This is a genomic window from Chelatococcus sp. HY11 (assembly GCF_018398335.1).
Lineage (GTDB): Bacteria > Pseudomonadota > Alphaproteobacteria > Rhizobiales > Beijerinckiaceae > Chelatococcus.
The window spans coordinates 1,016,834-1,039,333 of the sequence record NZ_JAHBRX010000001.1 but is presented as its reverse complement, the minus strand read 5'-3'; the positions used below and the strand labels follow the sequence as shown (position 1 = coordinate 1,039,333).

17 protein-coding genes are annotated in these 22,500 nt (G+C 62.5%); 4 read left to right on the top strand and 13 right to left on the bottom strand.

The genetic code is table 11. The annotated features are described in order from the left end of the window. Nucleotides 1–90 precede the first annotated feature (90 nt). The 9 genes from KIO74_RS04950 to KIO74_RS04910 all read right to left on the bottom strand — a co-directional run bounded on the left by KIO74_RS04950 (nt 91) and on the right by KIO74_RS04910 (nt 8,261). Nucleotides 91–447, bottom strand: coding sequence for a TfoX/Sxy family protein (locus tag KIO74_RS04950; RefSeq protein ID WP_213330973.1), 357 nt, complete (start codon nt 445–447; stop codon nt 91–93). Between the two features lie 28 nt (nt 448–475). Further along, nucleotides 476–865, bottom strand: a complete 390-nt coding sequence (locus tag KIO74_RS04945) for a HesB/IscA family protein (protein WP_213330972.1) — start codon at nt 863–865, stop codon at nt 476–478. A gap of 97 nt (nt 866–962) precedes the next feature. Beyond that, a complete protein-coding gene (locus tag KIO74_RS04940; protein ID WP_213330971.1) occupies nt 963–1,400 on the bottom strand; it encodes a VOC family protein in 438 nt (145 codons plus the stop codon). Between the two features lie 2 nt (nt 1,401–1,402). Further along, on the bottom strand, nt 1,403–1,771 hold the full coding sequence (locus tag KIO74_RS04935) for an SUF system Fe-S cluster assembly protein (RefSeq protein WP_291979004.1): 369 nt from the start codon (nt 1,769–1,771) through the stop codon (nt 1,403–1,405). 155 nt (nt 1,772–1,926) lie between these two features. Continuing rightward, nucleotides 1,927–3,174: a cysteine desulfurase gene (locus KIO74_RS04930; RefSeq protein WP_213330969.1), complete on the bottom strand. Its 1,248-nt coding sequence runs from the start codon at nt 3,172–3,174 to the stop codon at nt 1,927–1,929. 114 nt (nt 3,175–3,288) lie between these two features. Further along, nucleotides 3,289–4,608, bottom strand: coding sequence for a Fe-S cluster assembly protein SufD (gene sufD / locus KIO74_RS04925; protein ID WP_213330968.1), 1,320 nt, complete (start codon nt 4,606–4,608; stop codon nt 3,289–3,291). 9 nt (nt 4,609–4,617) lie between these two features. Then, nucleotides 4,618–5,367 carry a Fe-S cluster assembly ATPase SufC gene (gene sufC, locus KIO74_RS04920; protein WP_213330967.1) on the bottom strand — a complete coding sequence of 250 codons (750 nt, stop codon included), beginning with the start codon at nt 5,365–5,367 and terminating at the stop codon, nt 4,618–4,620. 148 nt (nt 5,368–5,515) lie between these two features. Then, complete coding sequence (sufB, locus tag KIO74_RS04915; RefSeq protein ID WP_213330966.1) at nt 5,516–6,991, bottom strand: Fe-S cluster assembly protein SufB; 1,476 nt, start codon at nt 6,989–6,991, stop codon at nt 5,516–5,518. A gap of 82 nt (nt 6,992–7,073) precedes the next feature. After that, nucleotides 7,074–8,261: a cysteine desulfurase family protein gene (locus KIO74_RS04910; protein WP_213330965.1), complete on the bottom strand. Its 1,188-nt coding sequence runs from the start codon at nt 8,259–8,261 to the stop codon at nt 7,074–7,076. A gap of 254 nt (nt 8,262–8,515) precedes the next feature. On the opposite strand from KIO74_RS04910, the gene KIO74_RS04905 reads away from it, so the two are divergent. Together KIO74_RS04905 and tyrS are read left to right on the top strand one after the other, a co-directional pair. Beyond that, complete coding sequence (locus KIO74_RS04905; RefSeq protein WP_213330964.1) at nt 8,516–9,175, top strand: alpha/beta hydrolase; 660 nt, start codon at nt 8,516–8,518, stop codon at nt 9,173–9,175. Nucleotides 9,176–9,363: 188 nt separating this feature from the next. Continuing rightward, nucleotides 9,364–10,614, top strand: a complete 1,251-nt coding sequence (gene tyrS, locus KIO74_RS04900) for a tyrosine--tRNA ligase (protein WP_213330963.1) — start codon at nt 9,364–9,366, stop codon at nt 10,612–10,614. A gap of 141 nt (nt 10,615–10,755) precedes the next feature. Here the strand turns inward: tyrS and KIO74_RS32405 are convergent, their stop codons facing one another. After that, a complete protein-coding gene (locus tag KIO74_RS32405) occupies nt 10,756–14,073 on the bottom strand; it encodes a YhdP family protein (protein WP_213330962.1) in 3,318 nt (1,105 codons plus the stop codon). Nucleotides 14,074–14,518: 445 nt separating this feature from the next. On the opposite strand from KIO74_RS32405, the gene KIO74_RS04890 reads away from it, so the two are divergent. Together KIO74_RS04890 and KIO74_RS04885 are read left to right on the top strand one after the other, a co-directional pair. Further along, the gene (locus KIO74_RS04890; RefSeq protein ID WP_213330961.1) at nt 14,519–14,983 is read left to right on the top strand and encodes a peroxiredoxin; all 465 of its coding nucleotides are present in this window, start codon (nt 14,519–14,521) and stop codon (nt 14,981–14,983) included. 207 nt (nt 14,984–15,190) lie between these two features. Continuing rightward, entirely contained in the window at nt 15,191–16,468 is a 1,278-nt protein-coding gene (locus KIO74_RS04885; protein ID WP_213330960.1) for a M23 family metallopeptidase, read from the top strand. Nucleotides 16,469–16,525: 57 nt separating this feature from the next. On the opposite strand, the gene prfB is transcribed toward KIO74_RS04885, so the two are convergent. The 3 genes from prfB to KIO74_RS04870 all read right to left on the bottom strand — a co-directional run bounded on the left by prfB (nt 16,526) and on the right by KIO74_RS04870 (nt 21,794). Next, nucleotides 16,526–17,654, bottom strand: a protein-coding gene (gene prfB / locus KIO74_RS04880) for a peptide chain release factor 2 (RefSeq protein ID WP_213330959.1) whose coding sequence is annotated in 2 segments (ribosomal slippage) — nt 16,526–17,584 and nt 17,586–17,654 — 1,128 coding nt in all. Because the reading frame shifts where the segments join, the coding sequence is not laid out codon by codon here. Nucleotides 17,655–17,882: 228 nt separating this feature from the next. Beyond that, nucleotides 17,883–20,327 (bottom strand): penicillin-binding protein 1A, encoded by a 2,445-nt coding sequence (locus KIO74_RS04875; protein ID WP_213330958.1) that lies wholly within the window; start codon nt 20,325–20,327, stop codon nt 17,883–17,885. Nucleotides 20,328–20,486: 159 nt separating this feature from the next. After that, entirely contained in the window at nt 20,487–21,794 is a 1,308-nt protein-coding gene (locus tag KIO74_RS04870) for an N-acetylmuramoyl-L-alanine amidase (protein WP_291978829.1), read from the bottom strand. Nucleotides 21,795–22,500 lie beyond the last annotated feature (706 nt).

Here is a 22,500-nt window from a genome sequence, read left to right as displayed (position 1 = left end):
CAAAGCCCCCCGGTTTGATCCAGGGGCTTATTTGTCCGATGGGATGCTCACTGCCGCTTTGATCTCATCACGAGGCCGCAGCCGAAGAGATCAGGAGCCCCTGCCCGCCCGTCCACGCCCGCGGGATGCGGCTTGAGAGCGTTTCGCCGCTGCGAGGGCAAGCTCGGCCCAGCGAGCCGCCTCCGCTGGATCATCGAGCGCTGAATCGGGCAGGCTCCAGAACGACATCACCACGATGCGCCCGTCCTGCCGCTTGTAAGAAAAGGGCAACGCGCCAGCCTCCTCAAACAAGGGCTTGCTGCCGTCGTCCACCTTCAGGAAAAGCGTGCTGTCGACTTCAAGCGCGAACATGAGATCGCCGCGATAGATCCCCTGACCGCCGAACATCCGCTTGACCCGCACCGGGCCAAAAGCCTGAAAGATGTCGCCGAGATCGGCCGCATCCATGGCTTGCGTCCCCTGCCCGCCAGAGGCCCTAGCTCAAGGCGCCGGCCAGGGCCTCGGGACGCGCGGGCGTTATGGCGACGGACTCGCCACAGCCACAGGCTGACGTCTCGTTCGGATTGTTGAACACAAAGCCGGAACTCATCTTGTCGGTCTTGAAGTCCATCGTCGTACCGAGCAGGAAAAGCACCGCGCTTGGATCGATGGCGATGGTGACACCCTTGTCCTCGACGACATCCTCGCCCGGCTTCAGCGTATCGGCGTAGTCCATCGTATATTCCATGCCGGCACAGCCACCCTTCTTGACGCCGATACGAAGGGCGACAGCTGGTGGATTGGCCTTGGCCATCAAATGCTTCACGCGCGTGGCAGCAGCGTCTGTCAAGCTCATGACGGTCAGCTTCGGGCGAGGTGCACCCATCGCATCATTACTCCTCACGCAGGGTTCAAGGCCCTGGGATTCTCTCTGTCAGGGATAAAGATAGGCATTCTGTCCGGCGAGGTCGAGGGGGCGCGTATCAATAGCTCGCCCAGATGCCGGGTGTCGCGAGTTCCAGGAGATGGCCGTCAGGATCGCGCAGGTAAATGCTATGGCCGCCCTTGGGCCATTCGGTCCGCCCCTCGATCGGGATACCGGCGGCGGCCAGGCGCTCCTCCCATATCTGCATATCGGCCGTGGTGACGGCGAAGGCGATGTGGAGCGGCCCATGGCCATCGTGGGGAGGAATGGTCCCGCCGGGCAAGGTCACGGTATCGAGCGTCGATCCGCGCTTGAACAGCAGCAGCACATTCGCGCCTCCCACATCGAAGGCGCAGAAACGCGTATCGCTGGTCAAGGCCTCGAGACCGAGCACGTCCCCGTAAAAGCACGCCGCGCGGTCGAGGTCATCGACATAAAGCGCGGTCTCCAGAATGCGACCGAGCCTCGGCTTGTATGACTTCGGCTTGTCTGGCATCGCTACCACATGTCGAGCGCGACGCGTGCCTCATCCGACATTCGGCTCTGATCCCATGGCGGATCAAAGACCATGTTGACGGTGACACCCTGGATACCACCGACGGCCAGAACGGCATTCTCGACCCAGCCGGGCATTTCGCCGGCCACCGGGCAGCCAGGCGCTGTCAGGGTCATGTCAATCGTGATGTGCCTGTCGTCGGCGATATCAACCCTGTAGATCAGGCCAAGCTCATAGATATCGGCGGGAATTTCCGGATCATAGACGGTCTTGAGCGCGGCGACGATCTCGTCACCCAGGCGCTCGACCTCTTCCTCCGGCAAGGCCGACGGCGCGGCGACCGCCGGCGCATTGGGCTTTTCTTCCTCAATCGGCGACGCGGGCGACTGGGTCAACGGTCCATCCTCTACAGGCAACGGTCATTGTGAATCGACGAAGATTATCGTTTCACAATCCCGATGTAGGCGCTTAGGCGCGCCTGTTCAATCGGATAACGAATGCGCGGAGTGCCCCGCGCATCTCCCCGCTAGTCGAGGAACAGATGCTCGGCCTTGTTGAGCGCCTCAACGAAGGCGTCGATCTCCGCGATGGTATTGTAGAGGCCGAACGAGGCCCTGCAGGTCGATGTGGTGCCGAAACGGGCGAGAAGCGGCTGGGCGCAATGGGTGCCCGCGCGGACCGCTATCCCCGACCGGTCGATGATCGTGGCGACGTCATGGGCATGGGCGCCCTTCATCTCGAAGGATACGATCGCGCCCTTGGACTGCGCCTTGCCGATGATTCGGATCGAGTTCAGGCCGGCGAGCTTTTTATGGGCGTAGTCTCGCAGCTGGTCTTCGTGATTGAGAATGGCGCCGCGTCCGATCGACTCGATATAGCGCACGGCGGCGCCGAGGCCGATCGCCTCAACGATAGGCGGTGTGCCGGCCTCGAACCGATGCGGCGGAGAGTTATAGGTGACGCGATCGAGGGTCACTTCCTCGATCATTTCACCGCCACCGTTGAAAGGTGGCAGCTTCTCCAGCCATTCACGCTTACCGTAAAGCACGCCGATCCCGGTCGGGCCATAAACCTTGTGACCGGTAAAGACGTAGAAATCCGCGTCGAGCTCGCGCACGTCGACCGGCAGGTGAACCGCACCCTGGCTTCCATCCACCATCACCGGAATGCCACGCGCATGGGCTAGCCGCACGATCTCCTTGATCGGCATCACCGTGCCCAGCACGTTCGACATATGGGTTATGGCGACGATTTTGGTGCGCGGAGTCAGCAGCTTTTCGAATTCATCGATCAGGAAATTGCCATCGTCGTCGACCGGAGCCCATTTGAGCACGGCGCCGTTACGTTCCCGCCAGAAATGCCACGGCACGATGTTCGAATGGTGCTCGGCGATCGACAGGACGATCTCGTCGCCAGCGCCGATATTGGCAAGGCGCCCGAAGCTCGCGGCGACGAGATTGATCGATTCCGTCGCCGAGCGCGTGAAGATGATCTCGTCGGTGCTTTCCGCGTTAACGAAGGCGCGGACGGCCTCACGCGCATCCTCGAAAGCCTCCGTCGCAGCGTTGGCGAGATAGTGCAGGCCACGGTGCACATTCGCGTAGCCGCCTTCCATGCAGCTGACCATCGTATCGATCACCGCACGCGGCTTCTGTGCCGACGCGGCGCTGTCGAGATAGATCAGCGGCCTGCCATGGACCTCGGTCGCGAGGATGGGAAAATCGCGACGGATCGCCGCGACATCGTAGGTATTGTTGGCAACGGCGATATTCATGGCCTTCGCCTCATCTTCCTTGCTCAGGCGGCTCGCCGTGCGGAGTGGCACAACACTGTCCCACTCCGCAGCCCATTCCGGGTCACCGGAAGGGCGGCCGCGTACCAGCCGGAACTATCCGGCGCGTCCGGCAAGCCAGCTTGCCGCCAGGTCCGTCAGCTCTTCCCGTACGTCGTCCAGGGCGATGGGCTCCAGCGCCTCACCCAGGAAAGCCTGCACGAGAAGGGCTTCCGCTTCTGGCCGTGGCAAGCCACGTGCCATGAGATAGAAAAGCAGCTCGTCGTCGAGCTGCCCGCATGTCGCGCCGTGGGCGCAAACCACGTCGTCAGCGAAAATTTCCAACTCTGGCTTGTTATTCATTGCAGCGCCTTCGGAGAGAAGGAGCGCCGCGGACATCATCTGGCCATCCGTCTTCTGCGCATGTTGCCGAACGATGATCTTGCCCTGGAAGACACCGGTGGCCTCGCCATCGACTACCGTCTTGAAGAGCTCCCGGCTCTGGCAGCCGGGCACTATATGATCCACTACCAGCGTCGTATCGGCAAGGCTCTTGCCCGCAAGCATTGTCGCACCACCGATCGTGGCCACGCTGTCCCTGCCGGCGAAGGCCAGAAACACCTGGTGCCGCGAGACATGCGCACCGGCCACGACCCCGGTCGACGTGAACTTCGCCTCGGCGCCGAGGGTCACCATCAGGGTCGACAGCGCGAGCGCGCAATCACCTTCGGCATTTAACCGGATATGCGTGATGTCGACCGAGGAACCGGCGACCATCTCGACCACGCTATTGCTATGATAGCCGACGCCTGCCGGCCCCTCGTGGCTTTCGACGAGCGTGAAGGCCGTGTCGTCGCCGGCGGAGATAACGACGCGTGGCGAAGTCGCGAAAGCCTTCGAGCCCGCGTTGATAAAACGCAGCACCAGCGGAGCGTCGAGCTTCACACCATCAGAAACGCTGATGATCGCGCCGTCGGCGACGAAGGCCGAATTGAGCGCGACGGCCGCGTTGTCCCGGGCGACATCCGGTCCGCCCATCGTGGCGAGCAGCGGATGGCCGCTCGACAGGGCCTCGGCCAGCGATGTGATCTCTACACCCTCCGGAATCGATTCGGTGGTGACGAGATGGCCGTTGACAAAGGTGATGCGGGCGCCGGAGACGGCGGCAAAGGCCTTGCTGCCGGCGATCGCGGGATCCGTTTCCGCGAGTTGCGGGCGCGCGGCCAGTGGTGGCGCTTCCTGCACCAGGCTGCGCAGATCCGTGTATTTCCACTCTTCGACACGCCGATGCGGGAGACCCGCCGCTTCAATCAGCGCGAAGGCCTCGTCGCGGTGTTCCAGTGTGGTGTGTGTACCCGGCAAAGTGTTCCTGACGACCTTGTAGAGGTCTATCAGGCCTGCCTCAGCCGGCGTGCGGATGGGGGTGATGACTGACATGACCTTCCCTCACGCCGCCAGTTCGCGGTAGTCGGCATAGCCGTTGGCCTCGAGTTCGAGGGCAAGCTCCTTGCCGCCCGAACGCACCACCTTGCCCTTGGACATGACATGCACCGTATCGGGCACGATGTAGTTCAGGAGGCGCTGATAGTGGGTGATGACGAGGAAGGAGCGGTCCTCAGCGCGCAGGGCATTGACGCCTTCGGCGACGATCCGCAGCGCGTCGATGTCGAGGCCTGAGTCGGTCTCGTCCAGGATGCAGAAGCTCGGCTCAAGCAGCGCCATCTGGAGAATTTCCATGCGCTTCTTCTCACCGCCGGAGAAGCCGACATTGAGTGCGCGCTTTAACATTTCCTGATCGATCTCAAGAGTTTCCGCAGCTTTTTTCACGCGTCGCATAAAATCAGGAGTGGTCAGCTCTTCTTCATCGCGGGCCTTGCGCTGCGCATTCAGCACCGATTTCAGGAAGGTCATGGTGGCGACGCCGGGAATTTCCAGCGGATACTGGAAGGCCAGGAAGATGCCCTTGGCGGCTCGTTCGGACGGTTCGAGCTCGAGGATATTCTCACCGTTGAGCAGGATCTCGCCATCGAGGACCGTGTAGTCCTCCTTGCCCGCGATGACGTAGGACAGCGTGGACTTGCCGGACCCGTTGGGACCCATGATGGCGGCGACCTCGCCGTCGTGCACCTTCAGGCTCAGGCCGTTGAGGATACGCTTGTCCTCGATGTCGACGACCAGGTTGTTGATCTCAAGCATTCTTCCAATCCCGCATTGGCTTCCGGCTGTCTCAAGGCGCTTTGCGCCGCTCCGAACCGGAAGGGAGTGTTCACGATAAACAGAGGTGAAGGGCCTTTTGTTTGCCTGAGCGGGCTATCAGTCGACGCCCGCCACGCGGCAAAATCCGTCAGCCGACCGACCCCTCCAGACTGATCGAGATAAGCTTCTGCGCCTCGACCGCGAATTCCATCGGCAGTTGCTGCAGCACGTCCTTGACGAAGCCATTGACGATGAGGGCAATGGCCTCCTCCTCGGAGAGCCCGCGCTGCATGCAGTAGAACATCTGATCGTCGGAGATCTTGGAGGTGGTTGCCTCATGCTCGAAGACCGCGCTAGCGTTCTTCGATTCGATGTAGGGCACCGTATGTGCGCCGCACTGATCGCCGATGAGCAGCGAGTCGCAGTTCGTGAAGTTCCGCGCACCGGACGCCCGGCGATGCGCCGAGACGAGACCACGGTAGGTGTTGTCCGATTTGCCGGCGGCGATGCCCTTCGAGATCACCTTGCTCGTCGTGTTGCGGCCGAGATGGATCATCTTGGTGCCGGAATCGACCTGCTGATAGCCGTTGGAAATGGCGATCGAGTAGAACTCTCCGCGCGAATTGTCGCCGCGCAGGATGCAGGACGGATATTTCCAGGTGATGGCCGAGCCTGTCTCCACCTGCGTCCAGGAAATCTTCGAATTCGCGCCCCGGCAATCGCCGCGCTTTGTCACGAAGTTGTAGACGCCGCCCTTGCCCTCGGCATCACCGGGGAACCAGTTCTGCACCGTCGAGTACTTGATCTCGGCATCGTCGAGGGCGATCAGCTCGACCACGGCCGCGTGGAGCTGGTTCTCGTCGCGCGCCGGCGCCGTGCAGCCCTCGAGATAGCTCACATAGGAACCCTTGTCGGCGATGATCAGCGTGCGCTCGAACTGGCCCGTGTTGCGCTCATTGATGCGGAAATAGGTGGACAGCTCCATCGGGCAACGCACGCCCTCCGGCACATAGACGAACGAGCCGTCCGTGAAGACGGCTGAATTGAGCGTGGCGTAGAAATTATCCGTCACTGGCACGACCGAGCCCAGGTACTTGCGCACCAGTTCGGGATGCTCGCGGATGGCCTCCGAGATCGAGCAGAAGATGACGCCTGCCTTCCTCAGCTCCTCTTTGAAGGTTGTGACCACCGACACCGAGTCGAAGACGGCATCGACGGCGACGCGCGAGCCGGCACCCTCGACACCGGCGAGGATCTCCTGCTCCCGCAGCGGAATGCCGAGCTTCTCGTAGGTCTTGAGGATCTCGGGATCGACCTCGTCCAACGACTTCGGGGCCGCGTTTTTCTTGGGCGCGGCGTAGTAGTGGAGTTCCTGGAAGGGGATGGGCGGATATTGCACGCGCGACCAGGTCGGTTCGCGCATGGTGAGCCAACGCCGATAGGCATCGAGCCGCCATTCGGTCATCCACTCAGGATCACCTTTCTTGGCGGAGATCAGGCGGACGATGTCCTCGGACAGGCCGACGGGGGCCAGGTCCATCTCGACCTCGGTCTCGAAACCGTATTTGTATTGATCAACGTCGATCGCCTTAACGCGTTCGACGGTCTCCTGCACTGCAGGCATTGCTCAACTCCTCTCACGGCTTCAAGGGCCGTGGTTTCCCGTCATCGTAAGCCCGGGGTCTTCCCGCCCTCGGGCAACCTCGCTACGCCGCCCTCTCTCCTTGGCGACGCGCCAACACGCTTCGCGTGACCCTGGCAAAAGCCGCCGCGAACCGTTCGACGTCTTCATCCCGGGTCGCCCAGCCAAGACTGATGCGCACCGCCCCCTCCGCGACATCAGGTTCAACGCCCATCGCGGCGAGAACATGCGAGGGGCGCACCTTCCCCGACGAACAGGCCGACCCCGACGAAACCGCGACGCCAGCGAGATCAAAGGCCATCACCAGCGTTTCCGCCTTGACGCCAGGAATGGCGAAGGCCGAGGTATTGGCAAGGCGCTCCACCCCGTCTCCGAAGACGACGACCTCCGGCAACACACTCCGCATATCCTGCTCGACGCGGTCGCGCATCAAGGCCATGGCGTTCATATAGTGATCAATCGCGCCAAATGCGATCGCCGCGGCGGCGCCGAAGCCGACAATAGCCGCGAGATTCTCCGTTCCGGCGCGATGGCCTTCTTCCTGTCCGCCACCACGCAGGAGCGCGGGCCCGAGATCGATACCCGGATTGTAGACCAGCGCGCCCGCGCCCTGCGGGCCGCCGAACTTGTGCGCCGAGAAACTCAGCATGTCGGCGCCGAGGGTCGAGAAATCGATGGGCATCTTGCCTGCGGCCTGCACCGCATCGACATGCAGAATGCCGCCGGCGGCATGCACGAGCTGCGCCACCTCACCGATCGGCTGCAGAACGCCCGTTTCGTTATTGGCCATCTGCAGCGACACAAAAGGCCGGCCTGCGCTGTCGTCGAGATGTTCCTCCAGCCAGGCGATGTCGACGACGCCGTTGCCATCCACCGGTACGACAGCCACGGCCTCCGCTGGAAATCGCCCGCCGGCGAGAATGCTCGGATGCTCCGTTGCGCCGACGAAGCAACGGGCCAGCGGGAGATCCTTGTTCCGCCCATCGAAACCGCGGACCCGCACATGAGGAGACAAGGCCAGCACATTCGCCTCGGTGCCGCCGCTCGTGAAAACAAGCTTGGCGGCCTCGGCCCCTACCAGAGCCGCGGCCTTGCCGCGCGCCTCCTCGATGGCGGCGCGCGCGGCGCGACCTTCCCGGTGGACCGAGGAGCCATTGCCGGACGTGGTGAGGACACGCAGCATCGCCTCCACCACCTCCGGACGGAGTGGCGCCGACGCATTGTAATCCAGATAAACTCGACCCGCCGTCATGCTTGTTTCCAGGGAAAAAGGGCCCACTTCATGGAAGTCTTGCCTTTAACCCCCCTCGTTGTGCTACATACGCTCGTGAAAGCGTGGGCGGCCTTACCGATGTCCGGTTGTATCATAACAAGATACACGCATCGGTAGGCCTTAGAATAATTCTAACCGTGATTTATGGCGCTGCAGCAAACGAAGTCAAGGGACGTCAGCTTTTATGTCCCTCGCTGAGCTCATGCCTTCTCACGGCCATGGTGTCGGAGCCAATGCCTGAAGTTATTTTCACCGGACCCGCCGGACGTATAGAAGGCCGCTATCATCCGGCCAAGGAGAAAGGTGCGCCAATCGCCATCGTGCTGCACCCGCATCCCCAGTTTGGCGGCACGATGAATAACCAGATCGTGTACAGCCTCTATTACACTTATGTGAATCGCGGCTTCTCCGTTCTTCGTTTCAATTTTCGTGGCGTGGGGCGCAGCCAGGGCGCGTTTGATCACGGCCAAGGCGAGTTGTCGGATGCGGCGGCAGCGCTTGACTGGGCGCAGTCAGTCAATCCCGAAGCCCGTACCTGCTGGATCGCAGGCGTTTCCTTCGGCGCCTGGATTGGCATGCAGCTTCTGATGCGTCGCCCCGAGATCGAGGGCTTCCTGTCGATCGCGGCCATGGCGAACCGCTATGACTTCAGCTTTCTGGCGCCCTGCCCGTCGTCGGGCCTCTTCGTCCACGGCTCGCAGGATCGCGTCGCGCCGCTGCGCGAGGTCGTCAGCGTCATCGAGAAGGTGAAGACCCAGAAGGGCATTCAGATCGAGCACGCGGTCGTCGACGGCGCCAACCATTTCTTCGAGGGCAAGCTCGAGGAATTGATGACCACGGTCGACGGCTATCTCGACAAGCGTCTCGGCGCTGTCCAGGAGAACGCGGCCTGAGGCCGGCCATCATCCTGAACTGAATTCAGCGCCCGGCCCTATCGAGCCGGGCGTTTTCATTCCCGGGCGCATCCGCGTCCCTCAATTGGCGCGCGCCCCATGAAATTCGAAAAAAAACCTGCTACAGGGCACGCTGTCATCCTTACGGATGGCCGACGATGCCGCACTTGATAAAAGCCCGAGAATTCATGACCCGCTTCCGCTCCGACTTTCTCCGCACGCTCGACGAACGCGGCTTCATCCACCAGATCTCGGACCCGGAAGGGCTCGACGCCCTTGCTCTCAAGGGCCGCATCTCCGGCTATGTCGGCTATGACGCAACCGCGACGTCGATCCATATCGGCAACCTTATCTCGGTCACCATGCTCTATTGGCTGCAGGAAACGGGCCACCAGGCGATCAGCCTGATGGGCGGCGGCACCTCCATGGTGGGCGACCCCTCGTTCCGCGACGATCAGCGCAAGCTTCTGACCGTGGAGCAGATCGAAACCAATATCGAGAGCATCAAGCGGGTCTACGGGAACATCCTGAACTACGGTGGCTCCAACCCGGCGACCATGGTCAATAACGCCGACTGGCTGCTCAAGCTCAACTATGTGGAGTTCCTGCGGGACGTCGGCCGGCATTTCTCGGTCAACCGCATGCTGAGCTTCGATTCGGTCAAACTCCGTCTCGATCGCGAACAATCGCTGAGCTTCCTTGAATTCAACTACATGATCATGCAGGGCTACGACTTTACCGAGCTCAACCGGCGCTACGGCACGGTTTTGCAGATGGGTGGGTCGGACCAGTGGGGCAATATCATCAACGGTGTCGATCTCAGCCATCGAATGGGTGGCCCGCAGCTCTATGCCCTGACAACGCCCCTGTTGACCAAGGCCTCAGGCGAAAAAATGGGCAAGTCGGCTTCGGGCGCCGTGTGGCTCAATGGCGATCTCTTCAGCGCCTATGATTTCTGGCAGTACTTCCGCAACACGGAAGACGCCGACGTCGGCAAGTTCCTGAAGATCTTCACACGTCTCCCGCTGGACGAGATCGCCAAGCTGGCGGCGCTCGGCGGCAACGAGATCAATGAAGCGAAGAAGGTCCTGGCGACCGAGGTCACGGCCATCGTCCACGGTCGCGCCGCCGCCGAGGCGGCGGCGGAGACCGCGCGCAAGACCTTCGAGGAGGGCGCGCTCGCTGATACCCTGCCGAGCGTCGATCTGCCGCCGGGAAGCCTTGCAGCGGGCCTCGGCGTGCTGAACGCCGCCGTCACCGCCGGGCTTGTCGCCTCGACCGGCGAGGCACGCCGCCAGATCAAGGGCGGCGGCCTGCGTATCAATGATACAACCGTGACCGACGAACGCGCGGTTCTAACGGCGGCGGATCTGACCGGCGACGGAGTGATCAAGATCTCCCTTGGACGCAAAAAGCACGTCCTGCTCCGGCAGTCCTGAACCGCCATGCGGCCACACGGAGTCTGGGTGGACTGACCCAGACGCCGCGTGATCGGTTCCGATGGCTTGAGTGCGGTCCAGGTGGGAGCGGACGTCGGCGATGACTGCCCGTGCCCGGCGCCGAAATTTCCACGAGCGCCCTCAGCGCTCAGGAACCGAGCCGGGCGGAACAATCTCGGCGCGACCGCTGTCAGCGCGGCCAAGGTCGAAGAACTTCCTGAAGATGCCCGGTGCGATCGCCGATAACGGGTTGATCGACATGACAGGATTGGCGGTCGTGCCGCTGACACGGAAGTTGACCGCGAACAGACCCTCATACTGCCCGCCACCAAGGATCAGCCCGACGATGGGCAGCTGGCTGAAGATATTATTCAAGGCATAGGCAGGCACGTAGGTACCAGACAGATCGAGCCGGTCACGCGACGTGTCGAGATGCCCCTCCAGACTGACGCCCACGGTCGGCCCCCAGACCACACCCTCGCGGATATTGATGCGCCCGGTCGCGCGCGTGAAATTCACCTTCAGCTTCGTGAAGCTGATATCCGAGGGATCAACACCCCCGGGACGCCCCTGTTGGGGGGTCTCCGCGATGATGCGCTGCAGGCCTTGATCGTTACGGATGCTGAAATCCCAGATTGTCAGGTCGCCATTTTGCGGGTCATCCCCTGACAGCGTGAGATGAGCGGCGCCACCGGCCATTCGCTTGTAGAGATCAGCAAAGCGCAGTGCCGATCCAGCATTGCCGGTCTCCACGAAAATCGCGCCCTTGTTGCCAAGCTGGCCGCTGATCGGCGCGCTGCCAAGCCGCCCCTTGAGAGCCAGGTCGGAGACCGTCTTGCCGCGACGAGCCAGCTTCAGGTTCGCGTTGGAAATGACCTCGTCGTTGTAGCCGGCGAGTATGTTGACGCTGAGATCAAGGTCGATGTCCGCGGCTGCTCCGCCGGCGCCGCTCGAGCCGTCACTCAACGTGGCGAGGAAGGGGCGCGCATCCAGCACATTGCCCCGGACCGCCAAACGGTAGGCGTTGCGATTGCGGCTCACGTCGAGACGCAGATCATCACCCGGTGACAGCTTCACCTGCGAGAAGCTCGCCTCTCGTAGCGCGCCATCCGCCGTGAACTTCGCCGTGCCCCTGGCGAGAGCGCCCGCATCGAGCGCGATGTCACGCAAGTCGTAGCCATCGGCATCCACGAGTGCGAAGGAAAGGCGCCCCGGCTTGCCCGCGGCCTTGCGCCATCCGGGCAGCAGATCGTCGATTGAAGCGCGCGCCAGATCGACATCGACGGAGGTTGGCACCTTCGTATCGAAGCTCTTGACGAGCTTAACCCCGATCGGGCCACGCAGCTTGTTCTTCAGATCGAAGCCTTTGCGCGCGCGCGCCGCATCGTCGAGGACGAGCGAAATCGCCACTTCACCAGCACTCGAGCGCAGGAGTTGGCGCATGTCGATTGTCGCGGGAAGGCCGGAGATCTGCCCCGTGCCCTTCAGCGTGAGCGCGGTCGTATCGACATTCAACGCAAGGGAGGCGTTTTCCAGCTTTTCCTTGCCGCTGATGCCATCCACCGAAAGATTGGTGAGGTTGCCCGAGGCTGTCGCCTTGACATCGGCGGCTGTCATGTCCTTGACGAGTGGAATCCCGAGGGAGACCTTGATGTCCGCCTGGCCGCGGACCTTCGCGGGATCGATGTCGATCTGCACCGTCCCCTTCAACGCATCGCTGCCAAGGAGCGCAATGAGGCCGTCGGCCGGTCCGCGCAGTCTGAAGTCGACCGTCGAGAATACTGGCGGCGTATGATCGGCGACGGCGAAGACACCATCGGCGAGGCTGAGCGAACGGTTGGCGGGAAGCTGGACCTGCGCCTGGGCAACCTCGATCCGCGTCGTCAGGCCGGTGACGAGGCCGGTGACCGACATGCCAGTCAGAAGCGGCAATCCCTGTGCAGGCAGCAAGGTGCCGTCATTGATCGCGAACACGAGGTGAACCGAGGCGTCGGGAATTGGCTTCTTGTTGCGCGACGCGACCAGTTCCTCGCCCGTCAGCTTCGTCTGGAGAGCCATACCCTCGACAGTGCCTTCGGTCAGGTTGTCGACGAGATAGCGCCTGACGTCAGCCGCGACAAATGCTGGCCAGAAGCGCAGAACCGAGCGCACCGGGGCCTTCGGCACCGAAATGTCGAGATTAAGCCCCCCTTGATCGGCAACCGTACCGAGTGAGCCAGAGAGCGAGATGGCGTAGTCTTTCCCCGATACGCGGACTTGTTCGAAATTCACGCCCCCGCCGACAGCTCCGGTCATCGCGAGCGCGATGTCGTTGATCAGTACGGGAGGCTGGCCGTCCGTCAGATTCTCGATCGCGGCGCCCGATCCCGAGAGATTCATGCGCCAGAGCTGATCGCCCTCGGCGGGGGTCAGCCGTCCCGCGAGCGTGAACCGCGACGGCCCGGCGCGAAGGTCGGCCGAGGTAATGACGAGCTCGCCGGCAGCGGCATCCCACGTCGACGCGACCGCAAAACTGTCCACGGTTACTGGGGGCTGGTCAGGGTCATCCATCACGACCACGCCGCGTCCGCCGCTCAAGGTCGCGTCGAAGGCTGCGAGCGTGTCGTTCGCGGCGACTGTCAGATCGAGCTTGCCGGAGAGCGGCATGTCAGTCGTGACCAACGGCGTCCGAATGCCGTTGAGCAACAGCAGATCCGAGACCGGCATGTCTTCGACGGTCATCGACACGCGCCGCTCCGTTCCCGCAGCCGCGCCCATGACCGTGCCCGTGACCTGCCATGGGCCGTTCCTGCCTGTCAGGCCAAAGCCGAAATGCAGCTCGCCCGGCGCTGGACGCGCGACATTGAACGAAACGTCATCGAAGTTGATCCGCTGGCGTCGCGTATCATCGATCAGTGTCAGCCTGGCCCCGGAGAGACGCACCCGCTCGACACCGGCGATCGCCGAATCGCCCCCCGACACCAGGTCGATGAAGGAAACGGCTCCAACGGCCAGTGGCAGGGTCGTCCTGTCGGGAACCGAGCCGGTGGTGGCAGGCGTGTCTGGCCGGGCCTGCACCGACGGCTCCGGTTGAGATACCTCCGGCGGATCCGCTTCTCCGGCCGTCAGGGCGAGGCCACCGTCTCGGGCTACGAAGAGGCGAAGATCGAGACCACTTAGTTCCACCGAGCGCGGGATAATCTCACCGCGCAGCAATGCCCACGGAGAAACAGCAATTTCGGCCTCCTGTGCCTTCAGCAGGCTGAGGCCGCGCGGATCGCGCACATCGATCCTGTCCACCCTCAGGGTCGGACCATGGCGCGTATAGGTGATGGCGGTGTCCGCCAGATCGACTTTCCAGCCAGGTCCCAACCGCTCCGCCAGATGCGCGGCAATCGGATTGGCGATGTCGCCAATGAGGATGGGGCTGATCAGAATACGAAGAGCCGCGACGCACAGGAGAATGGCGACACCGCTCACCAAGCAAAACAACGTGCCACGCAGGACGCGCGACGGTCGCTTCCTGGTTACCTTTTTGATGCGCCGCCTGGGCCGCAATCTACGAAGAGCTGCCATATCGAATCAGCAACGGCTTTCAATCAGCGGCCAAGCGGCCACGACAGGGACAAAACCTCAGGCCATCCATCTCCTGCGCCACGGTCGGGGATCGAAGAGATGACGGACCAAAAGGCATTCCCGCTCCTTGCTGTATGAGAATCTCTCGGCACGACCGCCAGTTCAGTCGCCGCGATCCCTGATCGGCGGCAATAAATTCAGCTGCGCCAGACACCCGCAGATACTATAGCCGATCCTGTGCACATGCCGATGGCAGATCGTGTCAACGCGCTGGAAGTTTACCGGATTCGCGGGACACCATCGCCCCTCGGCACTCTAAATCGCCTCAATCTGACGAAAGGAAGGCATCATGACCCTTACGAGCGGATCCGTCGCGCCGGCATTCGATCTTTCTGTCGGCGCGGGGAAAAGGGTTTCTCTGGCCTCGTTGCGTGGTCGAAAGGTGGTTCTTTATTTCTACCCGAAGGACGATACCAGCGGCTGCACCCGCGAAGCGATGGATTTCAACGCATTACGCGCCGAGTTCGAGGCGGCTGGAACAGAGATCATCGGCGTCTCAGCCGATGATCTCGCCAGCCATGACAAGTTCAAGGCCAAGCATGATCTCTCGCTCACCCTTGCCGCCGACCCCGAGAAATCGGCAATCGAAGCCTATGGTGTGTGGGGCGAGAAGAGCATGTATGGCCGCACCTACATGGGTATTGAGCGTGCGACGTTTCTCATCGACGCGGCTGGCCGAATTGCGCAGATCTGGCGCAAGGTGCGTGTACCGGGCCACGCCGAAGATGTGCTCGCCGCCGCTCGCGCCCTCTAGGCGGCCTGTGCTCCCGCGAAATCGGAAAGCCGGTCCAGCGGGCCGTCACGACGCTGCTGATCCGATGATCTCGGCGCCAGACGTCGCCTGAAGCCAAACCCAAAAATACCACTGGTTGCATAGAATATTTATAACAACCTTTTACGGTGATTTAACCGCGCGATGCCATTAATTTCCCCATATCCGTGACAGATGGGACGAATCGGCATGGCGGATAGGCAAGACCTATTCGAAAGGGACGAACCGTTCAGGGAGCTTGTCTTCGCTGGGCAAACGAAGCGCGACTACATCTTCATCGGCCGTCCCGTCGCCCTCGCCTTCGCTGTGGCTTTCGTGCTGGCAGTGGCCTGGGCGGCGGCGGCAACCTGGGCGTTCGCCTTCCGCGACGGGCTCCTCAGCAAGATGGTCTCCCGCCAGGCAGAGCTGCGCTACGAGTATGAGGACCGTCTGCGCGACTTTCGCGGGCGTCTCGATGAAGTCACTGACAAGCAGGTGATCGACCAGGACATCTACGACGAGCGCATCATGGAGCTCCTCAAGCGCCAGGTTCAGCTTGAGGATCGTCAGGCCATGATCGATTCGCTGATCCGGCAGGCCAATATGCCTATTGGTGGTCCCATCGTCGCCGGCGATGCGGCAGGCGTCAGCGTCTTCACGCCTCCCAGCACTCCCCCCACGAACGGCGTGAGCATATCAAAGCCGTCTGCCCCTCAGGTTCTTCCAGGCAACCTTGGGTCGCCACGCCTGCCCGCGCATTTCTCATCCGACAAATATTCGCTCGGCGAACGCATCCTGCGCGCCAAGCGCTTCGCCGACGCCATGGACCGGCGCCATCTATCGACGCTCACAGGCCTTAGCGAGCATGCGCGACGCAGTTCCTCGCTATTGAAGGGCGTGATATCCGAGATCGGTCTTGACGCAGACACCCTCCTCGGCGGCGGTCAGCGATCGGCGCAAGGCGGACCGCTCCTGGGCCTGGACCAAGCGAGGACGGATCCCTTCACACGGTCCGCTGTCACCGCTCAGATCGACCTGACCACGCTGTATAGGCTGCGCCGCACCGTCGACAGCCTGCCCTTGCGGCGACCAGGCTTCGATTCCACGATCACAAGTGGCTTCGGCGTGCGCGCGGACCCATTCACGCGCGGGCTCGCCCTCCATTCCGGCATCGATTTCGCGCAAGCGGAAGGAACGCCCGTATTTCCGACAGGGATAGGGCGGGTAACCGTCGCGGACTACTCGGGTGGCTACGGCAAGATGGTGGAGATCGACCACGGCAACGGCGTGGTCACGCGCTACGCCCATCTTTCGGAAATCGACGTGCGTCCGGGAACCCCCGTCACGATGGACACGCAGATCGGCAGGGTTGGCAGCACCGGCCGCTCAACGGGCCCCCACCTGCATTATGAAACGCGGATTGCGGGCGAGGCGATCAACCCGTCACGCTTCCTGCGTGCCGCGGATCTGCTGGCGGAGATTCAATAGGCAGATATCAGCCCCCTGCCCGACGGATCGCCGGACAGGGATGGGCGAAGGGCCTGATCAGTCGATGTCCTCGACCTTGTCCGCGGCGCCGTAGATGCGCGCGGCGAGCGAGGCTTCTATAAAGGGGTCAAGCTCTCCATCAAGCACATCATGAGGCGTGCCGGACGTTACCCCCGTGCGCAGATCCTTGACGAGCTGATAGGGCTGCAGCACGTAGGAACGAATTTGGTGACCCCAACCGATCTCGCTTTTTGAAGCGGCTTCGGCGGAAGCCGCCTCCTCCCGCTTCTTCAGCTCGAGCTCGTAGAGACGCGCGCGAAGCATGTTCCACGCGGTAGCGCGGTTTTTGTGCTGCGACCGTTCGTTCTGGCAGGCCGCGACGATCCCCGTGGGGATATGGGTGATGCGGACCGCTGAATCAGTCGTGTTGACGTGCTGACCACCGGCACCCGACGAACGATAGGTGTCGATCCGGCAATCCGATTCCTTGATATCGATCTCGATACGGTCGTCGATCATCGGATAGACCCAGGCCGAGGCGAAGCTCGTATGGCGCCGGGCATTCGAGTCGAAGGGCGAGATGCGGACGAGCCGATGGACGCCCGATTCCGTCTTCAGCCAGCCATAGGCGTTATGCCCCTTGACGAGCAGGGTCGCGGACTTGATCCCCGCCTCTTCGCCATCGGTCTCTTCGATGAGCTCGACCTTGTAACCCTTGCGCTCACCCCAGCGGGCATACATGCGCATGAGCATGCGCGCCCAGTCCTGGCTCTCGGTGCCGCCGGCACCGGAGTGGATTTCCACATAGGTGTCGTTCTGGTCGGCCTCGCCCGACAGCAAGGTCTCGACCTGGCGCCGGGCGGTTTCAGCCTGCAACGCCTTAATAGTGGCCTCACCTTCCGCGATGACGGTCGCGTCATCCTCCATCTCCCCCAGTTCAATGAGGGTGATGGCGTCATCGAGTTCGCGCTCGATGCGGGCGATCGCCGACAAGCGGTCCTCAAGCTCCGTGCGCTCGCGCATCATCTTCTGCGCGGCTTCGCCGTCGTTCCAGAAATTCGGATCCTCAGATAGAGCGTTCAGCTCTTCCAGGCGTTTTGTGGCAGCATCCCAGTCAAAGATGCCTCCTCAGCAGTCCCACGGACTGCTTGGTGGTTTCGACGAGAGCTTCGATCTCGGCTCGCATGGCTACCAAATGTCTCTGTGAATGATCAGCCGCATGCGCGACCCAACGTGTATGATTAGTCGCATGCGCGACCCTGTGCTCATAGAGCATCGGGCCGCCGACTGTAAACCGCGCCGACATGCCAATGCTGCGAAGGTCTTCTTTAAACCGCGGCCGTGCCCGTCCGACCGCCCCTCGACCCCACGAAGGGCCAATGGGGCATCATTGAAGGCGGAAGGGTCGGCTACGTCAGTACAATCCGCCAGTGCCGGCACCGACACCGCCCCGCCCTGCGCTATCGGCATTCACAGCGCCCGTGGCCCCACCACCGGCGGCCATGGCAACGCCATCCGGCGGCGCGGTACCCGGCTTGAAGGCTTCGAGGATCGTTCCCTTGCCACTGCCGGAACTCCGCAGTCCCGAATGAGCGTCGACCTGAATGAGCTTGATTCCCGGCGGGACACGGAAGGGGGTCGCCGGCTTGTCCTTCAGGGCCATGCTCATGAAGTCACGGAAAATCGGAGCGGCCAGCGCGCCGGCGGAGACCCGCCCGCCGAGCGAGCGGGGCTTGTCGTAGCCAAGGAACACACCGACAGCAAGATCGGGCGAAAAGCCGACGAACCACACATCCTTGGCGTCATTGCTCGTTCCGGTCTTGCCGGCGAGTGGCTTACCGACGCTCTTCACGACGGTTGCCGTGCCACGCTGGACGACGCCTTCGAGGATCGACACGATCTGGTAGGCCGTCAGCGGATCGAGGACCTGTTCACGCTTGTCGACCAAAGTCGGCTCGCGCTGGTCGGACCAGGAGTCGGCGTTGCAATTCACGCATTGACGCTCGTCGTGCCGATAAACGGTCTTGCCCCAGCGATCCTGGATCCGGTCGATCAGGGTCGGCTTGATGCGCCGGCCACCGTTCACGAACATCGAATAGGCTGTCGTCATGCGCAGCACGGTGGTCTCGCCGGCGCCGAGCGACATGGAGAGGAGCTGCGGCATGTCGTCGTAAACGCCGAAACGCTTGGCATATTCAGACACGAGAGGCATGCCGACATCGTGCGCCAGCCTTACGGTCATCAGGTTCTTCGACTGCTCGATGCCGTAGCGCAGCGTGCGCGGACCCGCGAATTTCCTGTTGTAGTTTTCCGGGCGCCACATGCCGAGGCCTGGGCCCTGGTCGAGTTCAAACGCTCCATCCACGACGATGCTCGACGGCGTATAGCCGTTGTCGAGGGCCGTCGCATAAACGAAGGGCTTGAAGGAAGAGCCGGGCTGGCGCCAGGCCTGTGTGGCGCGGTTGAACTCACTCTGGTCGAAGGAGAAGCCACCCACCATCGCGAAGACACGACCGGTGTTGGGGTCCATCGCGACCAGCGAGCCCCCGATCTCCGGAATCTGCCTTAAACGGAACTGGCCGCTCTTGCCATCGATAGGCTCGGCATAGATCACATCGCCCGGCTGCAGGGCGGCGTTGACGCGGCCCTTGCGTGTCCAGCGGATACCGTCGACCCCAATGGTCCCGGTCTGCCGTTCGGCGTGAATCGCGCCGGACGGCTCACGGACCGGCTGCAGACCGATCGTCGCCTTCTGCGCGTCGGAGGACAGGACGACCGCGAGCTGCCACGGCTTCACGTCACCGTAAGCCTTGATCTGGGCAAGTGCCGCGCCCCATTCCCCCTGCGACAGGTCGATCTTCTGTTGCGCCCCCCGCCAGCCATGGGACTCGTCATAGCGGACGAGACCATCGACAAGGGCTTTGCGCGCCATCACCTGCATGGTGGGGTCAAGCGTCGTACGAACGGAAAGGCCGCCCTCGTAGAGCTCCTTCTCGCCGTAGCGCTCGGCAAGCTCGCGACGGACCTCCTCGGTGAAGAAGCCTGCGACCGCCGAGCTTTCCGGAAGCGAACGAGGCGACACGCCGAGCGGCGACGCCTTGGCCTTGTCGCCGTCAGCCCGTGATACGTAGCCATTCTCGACCATGCGGTCGATCACCCAGTTGCGACGCTCGATCGCCGCCTCACGTTGCCGGAAGGGGTGGTAATTCGTGGGTGCCTTGGGAAGCGCCGCGAGATAAGCCACCTCGGGCAGGGTCAACTCGTTGACGGACTTGCCGAAATAGTTGAGAGCGGCAGCGGCCACGCCGTAGTTGCCAGGGCCCCCGCCCGCCGTGCCGAGATAGATCTCGTTGAGATAAAGCTCGAGAATGCGATCCTTCGAATAGACCGACTCCATACGCAGTGAAAGGATCAATTCCTTGATCTTGCGCTCGTAGGTCTGCTCGTTGGTGAGCAGGAAGTTCTTCGCCACCTGCTGGGTGATCGTCGAGGCGCCCTGCTGGCGGCGACCACCGCTGCGCAGGTTGTTGATCGCGGCGCGGGCCACGCCCTCCGGATCGACGCCGCCGTGCTTGTAAAAGTTTTTGTCCTCGGCGGAGAGAAAAGCCGCGACCACGAGCGGAGGAATGGCTTGCATCGGCAGGAACAGCCGCCGCTCGCGCGAGTACTCGGCCAGAATGGCGCCGTCGCCCGCGTGGACGCGGGTCGTCACCATGGGCTCATAGTCCGCAAGCTGCGTGTAGTCGGGCAGGTCCTGGGAATAATGGTGGAAGACGTAGCCAACCACGCCGGCACCAATCAGGAACAGGATAGCGCCCGCCGTGAACGCAAAGCCGATAAAGCGCAGAATCAGTCGCATACAATTGGTCCAAAGCCGACGCCGGGAGGGCAAGAAAACGAGCCCCTCCCAACACCCTGTCGATCGGTCATCCCGCCAGCCCTCAAACGGTTACTTCTACCATAAGGTGAGGCAACAGTGCCAGCGCAGCCCGTGTGTACCCGGGTACATCACCGACAACTATGGAGAAAAGGCGACACCGCCCGCTTTTTCCGTGGGCGAGCGCTGAGAAAAATAGCGACTGATGGCCTCATTCAACGCATTGGCGGCATTCTTCTGCCACTCGTCCGAAACGAGGAGCGCGGCATCCTTAGCACTTGAGAGATAACCAAGTTCCACAAGGACTGAAGGCACATCCGGGGCCTTGAGGACACGAAATCCTGCCGACCGGTGCGGGTTCTTGTTCAGAAGAACCGTGCCCTTGAAGCTGTCGATCACATTTCCGGCAAATGAGTTCGAGAAGGTCCGTGTTTCCCGCTTCGTGAGATCGGCGAGAATCCCCACGATCTCATCGGGGTCTTCCGCCGCCTCGACGCCAGCGATCTGGTCGGCCAAGTTTTCCTTGTCGGCGAGGCGGGCGGATTCAAGATCGGTGGCGAGATCGGACCCCGTATAAATGGTGGCGCCACGCACCCCGCCACCCGAGCCCAACGTGTCGGCGTGGATCGAGATGAAGAGATCGGCACCGGCCTGCCGCGCCACGCGCGTGCGAGCGCCAAGCGCGATGAAGGTATCGGTCGTGCGCGTCATCATCACGCGATAGCGGCCGCTCGCCTCGAGCATGTCCCGCAGGCGCTGGGCGAAGGCGAAGACCACATCCTTTTCCAGGACACCGTCGCCTGTCTGGGCGCCAGGGTCGATGCCGCCATGGCCGGGATCGATCACCACCAGCGGCAGCGCTTCGTTCTTGGGGCCGTGGGTCACCGCTTTTGGCGTATCCGGTTGCTGCCCCGGCAAGCCGTCGCCTGAATCGACCATCGGCCGAAGCGCGGCCTTGCGATAGGCGCCGCGGGTTGCCTTGTTCAGCTCGATGACGAGTTCCGCGCCAGTCGCGGTCCGGACGGTCTCGACCCGGCCGACGAGGGCGGGCTCACGCAGGTCAATGACCACGCGCGAGCGCTCCGGCGCGAACAGGCCGAATCGAAACGAGCCAATGAAATGTCCCTTTCCGGCGGGTGGGCGCCCGGCATTCTTGGGTAACTGGAAATTGACTTCCGGCAAGTCGACGATGACCCGGTCCGGCCGCTCCAGAAGGAACGCTTTCGCCTCCACGCCCGCGGTCAGCGTGAACGTCAGCCGCGCGGTATCCTTGCGCGCATCGATGGCGACCGCGGTGGCCCTGACCATGCTGGCCTGACGGGAAGCCGCGTCGCCGGTCCGCCCGTCGGTTGCGCCCGCGCCAACGGGAAAGCCCCATAGGGGCAGCAGCAGCACCCCGGCCACGGCAAAACGCACGAGGCGTCTCTGGATTTCAGTCGTCGTGTACACAAGGCATCCGTATCATTCACGCTCCATCACCCGTACTGGCCTCGATCGATCCCCCGTGATCGCTTCAGTTGGCCGGCACACGCGAAGCTTCTGATCCGCCCCACTATGTAAGGCATACGTCACTGATGGTTAATCAATCATTCAGGCTCGTTGACGGTTTGGAAACAGCGTTGCACGCATATCACCTTGTGGATGACGCTTGCCAAAGGCGGCTATGCATCTGTAATGAAATCATGTCTCCATTCCGGTGTACGCGCGGCGGCTTCACGCACCCGCGCGGCGGCTGCCAGACAAGCAAAGCGACTGGGCCCGTCATGGCCCGCGCCTGAGCGTCGGGTACCTCGGCATGGAATTGAAATAATGGCTGCGGCGCACCCGTAGCCTCTCGCGGACGCCGGTCACGGCGTTCGCGGGCCTGATGAGTTAAAGGCTTGGAGGATATGGGCAGCTCACCGGACCGGGCACGCCTCGCAGCAACGCTGGCCGTCACAGACACGGCGGCGGGGTTTGCGCACCCGTCCGCGTTTTCCGCCTGCCGTCGTCACCTAGCCCGTTGTGCATCCCACCTTTCACATCCATCTGGCGCCGGCCTCCCCCGGCGCGTCAGCGTGCTTTCGCGTGTCCCCGCCTCCCCGGCGGGTTGGACTGGCAGATTGTTCCGGATTGGCAGGCCGTCGCTCGACAGCGGCGCCATGGCCTTCAGCAT